Annotated in this window: 5 protein-coding genes; 4 read left to right on the forward strand and 1 reads right to left on the reverse strand. The window is 70.2% G+C overall.

The genetic code is table 11. From position 1 onward, the window contains the following. The 3 genes from VF330_RS02430 to VF330_RS02440 all read left to right on the forward strand — a co-directional run. Window positions 1-1,351, forward strand: a 1,351-nt coding sequence (locus VF330_RS02430; RefSeq protein ID WP_330849811.1) for a GTP-binding protein, incomplete at its 5' end; no start/stop codon positions are given. Then, a complete protein-coding gene (locus VF330_RS02435; protein ID WP_330849812.1) occupies window positions 1,348-2,742 on the forward strand; it encodes a hypothetical protein in 1,395 nt (464 codons plus the stop codon). The genes VF330_RS02430 and VF330_RS02435, both read left to right, overlap by 4 nt. A 14-nt stretch (window positions 2,743-2,756) precedes the next feature. Next, entirely contained in the window at window positions 2,757-4,034 is a 1,278-nt protein-coding gene (locus VF330_RS02440) for a PhzF family phenazine biosynthesis isomerase (protein ID WP_330849813.1), read from the forward strand. Here the strand turns inward: VF330_RS02440 and VF330_RS02445 are convergent. Beyond that, entirely contained in the window at window positions 4,024-4,113 is a 90-nt protein-coding gene (locus tag VF330_RS02445; RefSeq protein ID WP_330849814.1) for a nitroreductase/quinone reductase family protein, read from the reverse strand. The two genes, VF330_RS02440 and VF330_RS02445, sit on opposite strands and share 11 nt — an antisense overlap. Window positions 4,114-4,310: 197 nt before the next feature. Here VF330_RS02445 and VF330_RS02450 point away from each other — a divergent pair, with 197 nt between their 5' ends. Next, on the forward strand, window positions 4,311-5,261 hold the full coding sequence (locus tag VF330_RS02450) for a LysR family transcriptional regulator (RefSeq protein ID WP_330849815.1): 951 nt from the start codon (window positions 4,311-4,313) through the stop codon (window positions 5,259-5,261). Window positions 5,262-5,517: the final 256 nt, after the last annotated feature.

Genomic DNA, 5,517 nt, shown 5'->3' on the forward strand with positions numbered 1-5,517 from the left:
CCGCTCCGCGCACACCGCGAGCACGTTCGCGACGCTCATGCAGGCGGACGCCGTGCTGCTGGTCTCCGACGCCACGGGCGAGCTGACGTCGGCGGAGATGACGCTGCTCAAGAAGGTCATGGAGGCCTGCCCGAACGTCACGGTGGTCGTCACCAAGATCGACCTGGTGCCGAGCTGGCGTGCCGTCGTCGAACGCAACCGGGTCCTGCTGGCCCGCGCCGGTGTCCGGGCGAAGCTGATCCCGGTGTCGTCGGCGCTGCGGCTGCGCGCCGCGAAGACCGGCGACCAGGTGCTCAACACCGAGTCGGGGTTCCCGGAGCTGCTGGCGTGCGTGCAGCGCGACATCGTCGCGTCCGCCGACCTGCTGGCCCGCCGCGCCGTCGCCGTCGTGGCGTCGAGCGCGATCACCCAGCTCGTCACGCCGTTGCGCGAGGAGCTGACGGCCCACGACTCGTCGCACACGACCGCGACGATCTCCACGCTGCAGGAGGCGCAACGGCGCGTGGACGAGCTGCGCCGCCGGTCCGCGCGCTGGCAGAACGTGCTGAACGACGAGATGGCCGACCTGGTCTCCGACGTCGAGTACGACCTGCGCGACCGGACCCGCCGGATCCTGCGCGAGGTCGACAAGACCTACGACGAGGCCGATCCCGCGGTCGGCTGGGACAAGTTCGAGCAGTGGCTGGAGGACAACCTCAACGAGGCCGCGACCACGAACTTCGCCTGGCTGATGGAACGGGCGGAGTGGGTGGCCGCGAAGGTCGCGAAGAACTTCCCCGTCTACCGCGAGGACCTGATCCCCGGCTCGGTGCTGCCCGACGACCTGCTGGAACCCGCCAGCAGGCTGGAGAAGCCGAAGATCGAGCCGTTCTCGGTGCCGCAGAAGCTCTTCACGGGTCTGCGCGGCTCCTACGGCGGCGTGCTGATGTTCGGCCTGGTGACGTCGCTGGCCGGCATGCCGCTGATCAACGTCATCTCGCTCGGCGCCGGCGCGCTCTTCGGCGGCAAGTCCATTCTGGACGAGAGCGACCAACGGCTGAAGCGCCGCCAGGCCGCCGCGAAGGCCGCCGCCCAGCGGCACGTCGACGACTTCTTCGTGAAGTTCTCCAAGGACGTCCGCGACTCCGGCCGGCACATCCAGCGCTCGCTGCGCAACCACTTCAGCACCCTCGCCGAGGAGCTCCAGGAGACGTTGCTGGAGTCGGCCCGCAGCGCCAAGCGCGCGATCCAGGACGACCAGACCGACCGCGAGCGCCGGATGCGCGAGGGCCGCAAGGAGCTGGACAAGCTCGTCAACCTGTACAAGCGGGTGCAGGCGCTCGGGGGTCCCGCCATGGAGCTCACCGCGTGACACTGGACCGCGTCGTCTGGTCGATGCTTCAGGAGGCGATGGGCGTCTACCGCGACAGCCCGCGCGCCACGGCGTGGCTGCGCTCGCACGCCGAGCGCTACACCGAACCCGTGCGGATCGCCGTGGCCGGCCGCGCGCACATCGGCAAGTCCACCGTCGTCAACGCGCTGATCGGCGACGAGTTCGCGCCGCAGAGCTCGTTCGTCTGGTACCGCGGCGGAACCGAGCCGCGGGCGCACGTGTTCTCCGGTCCCGGCCGCCCGCACGAGGTCGGCATCGGCCGGCGGGGCGCCCGGCACCACGTCGAGACCGGCCAGTTCGACCGCGCCGACAAGGTCGTCGTCGAGTGGCCGTCGCGGACGCTGCGGGACGTCGTGCTGATCGACACCCCGTCCGAGGCGACGCCGGAGCAGGTGCTGGGCGACGCGGACGCGTTGCTGTACCTGATGCGGCACGTGCAGGACGACGACCTGAAGTTCCTCCAGTCCGCCAACGACCACCCGATCGCCCGCACCGCCGCGATCCACACCGTCGCGGTGCTCGCCCGTGCCGACGAGATCGGCGCGGGACGGATCGACGCGCTGTCGTCGGCCAAGCAGATCGCGCGCCGCTACCGGCGTGACGTCGCCGTGCAACCGTTGTGCCAGAACGTTGTCTCGGTCGCCGGGCTGCTCGCCGTCGCCGCGAAGACGTTGCGGGAGGACGAGTTCGGGGCCCTGCGGGTCCTCGCGTCCCTCGGGCGGGAGGAGCTGGAGGACCACCTGCTGTCGGCGGACCGGTTCGTCGGCGAGCAGTTTCCGCTGGCGATGGACCCGGTGGTGCGCCAGGCGTTGCTCGAACGGTTCGGGATCTTCGGCGTCCGGCTGATCACCGCGCTGATCCGGCAGGGCTTCGACTCGCAGGTGAAGCTCACCGGCCAGCTGGTGCAGCGCAGCGGGCTCGGCGAGCTGCGCGACTCGATCGCGATCCACTTCACCGAGCGCCGGGAGGTCCTGAAGGCGCGGTCGGCGTTGCTGGCGCTGGACGTGCTGCTGCGGATGGAACCGCGGCAGCACGCCCGCAAGCTCGTGGCCGACCTGGAACGGGTCGTGGCCTCCGCGCACGACTTCCGCGAGCTGCGGCTCGTGGCGGCGTTGCAGTCCGGGCGCACGAAGCTGCCCGCCGAGCTGCAGACCGAGGCGCTGCGGATCGTCGGCGCCGAGGGCACGGCTCCTGCGGCACGGCTCGGGTTCGAGTACGAGGCCGATGCACGTGAGCTGCGGGAGGCGTTGCTCGACGCGCTGGTGCGCTGGCAGGCGCAGGCCGCCGACGTGCACGCGGCCAACCAGCACCGGAAGGCCGCCCAGGTCGTCGTCCGCACCTGCGAGGGGCTTCTCCAGCAGTTGTCCTAGTGCACGATGGGTTCATGGAACTCGTGCGTTGGGCGGACGACCACTTCGAGCACTTCCTGCGGTGGGCGGTCGACCCGAGGATGACGACGTTCATCGCCGAGGGGCGGCCGTGGACGCGGGAGTACGTGGAGCTGCGGCACGCGCAGGCGCTGCGGCACTGGGAGGACCACGGCTTCGGCATGCACCTGGTCGTCGAGGACGGCGAGGCCGTCGGGCTCGGGCAGATGCTCGACGGCGACCTGGGCGAGATCGAGATCGGCTACTGGATCGACCCGGACCACTGGGGCCGCGGCGTCGCCACGCGGGTCGCCGAGCAGCTGCGGGACAAGGCGCTCGCCATCGCCGACCGGGTCGTCGCGGGTCACCAGGCGGAGAACACCGCGTCCGGCAGGGTGCTGGAGAAGGCCGGGCTGAGGTACTACACGACCACGATCAAGCACGGAAGACTTCAGCACTGCTACGCGTTGCAGCGGGGTATGAGCGACACGGGGGTACTGCGCTACAGCGCGTTCACGAAGGATCCGGCAGGCGGCAACCCGGCGGGCGTCGTGCTGGACGCGTCGGGGCTCTCCGACGAGGAGATGCTCGCGATCGCCGCGAAGCTGGGCTACTCGGAGACGGCGTTCGTGGTCCCGTGGGCCACCGAGCGCGTGTTCGACGTCCGGTACTTCAGCCCCAAGGCCGAGGTGCCGTTCTGCGGGCACGCCACGATCGCCACGTCCGTCGCGCTCGCCGAGCGGATCGGTGACGGGCCGCTGACGTTCCACACGCCGGCCGGGGAGATCACCATCGAGACCGCCGACGGCACGGCGACGCTGACCAGCGTCCCGACCAGCACGTCGCCCGCGGACCATGAGCTGGTGGCGGCGGCGCTGAAGGCGTTGGGGTACGAGGAGATCGGCGACGGACCGGTGCACGTCGGCTTCGGCGGCGCCCGCCACCTGATCATCCCCCTGCGCGACCGGGAACAGCTGGCTCGGCTCGACTACGACTTCGACGCGTTGCGCGACCTGATGCTGGCGCACGACCTGACGACGGTGCACCTGTTCTGGCGCGAGTCCGCGGACCTCGTGCACGCCCGCGACCCGTTCCCGGTCGGCGGTGTCGTGGAGGACGCGGCGACGGGCGCGGCCGCCGCGGCGTTCGGCGGCTACCTGCGCGACCTCGAAGGGCCGCAACGGTTCGTCATCAGCCAGGGCGAGGACATGGGCAGGCCGTCGCGGCTGGAGGTCGACGCCACGCGGGAGGACCGGCGCGTCAGCGTGACCGGCGCCGCCGTCGTCATCCCTTGACGGGTTCCGGCACCACGACGTGGATCTCGCGGTCGGTCTTGCCCTGGTAGTCGTCGTAGTCGGGCCAGACCGCGGTCATGAGCCGACACCGCCATGGGTCCGACGCTACTGCCGTGGAGCGCAGGGTGCACGGCAGCAGCGTCGAACCGAGGGGTGCGCACCCTCCCGCGCCGGACCCGTTGCGCTGCCGCAAGCGCCGGGCCGGAAGATCGATCGAAGTCACTATGCCCCGATCGAAGGGTGGCGGCGCATTCAGAAGGGGGATACAAGGTCTTTATGCCCGAGCTGGAGCTCCGCCACCTCCGAGCGGTACGCACGATCGCCGAGGAGGGCAGCGTCACCAGGGCCGCCACGCGGCTGGGACTGACCCAACCGGCCCTGTCCGCCCAGCTGCGCACCGTCGAGAGACTGCTCGGCGGCCAGCTCTTCGACCGGACGCGCAACGGTTGCGTCCCAACGGACCTCGGGCGCCGGGTGCTGGGCACGGCCCGGCTGGTGCTCGACGAGATGGCGCAGCTGACGAGCACGACCCGTGCTTCCGGCCGGCGCGGGCCGTTGTTCCTCGGCTGCATCCCGATCCTGTACTTCGCCACGCTCGTGGAAGGGCTGCGCGGGCTCAACGCCGACGTCCGGGCGGAGGTGCGTCCGTCTTCCGCGGAGATCGTGGACATGTTGGAGGCCGGGCAGGTGCACGTCGCGCTGTTCGAGTTCTTCGACGGGATGCACGCTCGGGATCTCGCCGGGATCGAGTTGCGGAAGCTCGTCACCGAGCCTGCATTCGTGGCCCTGTCGGAGTCGGATCCGTTGGCGGGGCTTGAGGAAGTCGAGTTGGGGCAGTTGGCTGATCGGGACTGGGTCACCCCGCCCAAGCCTCACATCGGGTCTCGGACTCAGATGTTCCAGGTTTGTGCTGACGCCGGGTTCGTGCCTCGACTCACCCACCACACCGGGGAGGCGAGCATGGCCCGGGGGTTGGTTGCCTCTGGGTGTGTTTCGTTTGCTGCTGCGCCGTCGCGGGGCGGGGACGGGATCGTGATCCGACGGTTGCGGGGGATGCCGTTGATGACCGACATCTTCGTTGCCACTCGGCGGGATTCTCCTGTGGCTGGGCGGGCTCATGAGGTTTTCGCTCGTGCGGCCGATGCTTATCGGTCCGTGTTGGATCGGAACCCGGAGTACCGGAAGTGGTGGGATGCCCATCCTGAGGCGCATCCGGAGTTCGCGTAGAGGTTCGTGGGCCCTTGGTTCCAGCGTGGTTCCGTTGCGTTGGGCTGTGCCTGTTCCAGCGTGGGCGTGCACCTCGGACGAAAGACTGGGGTTCATCGCCGCTGCGCGACGATCCGCGATTGGGGCTTGACTTCGGGGCCCTTGCGAGGCGCTGTGGTCGGCCGGAAAACGGCCGGACGCTTCGCGACCGGCCGAGCCCGAGAGGGGTAGCACCTCGCACCCAAAGTCAAGCCCCAATCGCACAAGAACGGGTGGG

The sequence above is a fragment of the Lentzea sp. genome (assembly GCF_036380075.1).
Lineage (GTDB): Bacteria > Actinomycetota > Actinomycetes > Mycobacteriales > Pseudonocardiaceae > Lentzea.

Bases quoted from the DNA above. Each gene is read 5' to 3' on its own strand.
- VF330_RS02445 (WP_330849814.1), bottom strand. From the start codon at position 4,113: ATGACCGCGGTCTGGCCCGACTACGACGACTACCAGGGCAAGACCGAC.
- VF330_RS02450 (WP_330849815.1), top strand. From the start codon at position 4,311: ATGCCCGAGCTGGAGCTCCGCCACCTCCGAGCGGTACGCACGATCGCC.
- VF330_RS02440 (WP_330849813.1), top strand. From the start codon at position 2,757: ATGGAACTCGTGCGTTGGGCGGACGACCACTTCGAGCACTTCCTGCGG.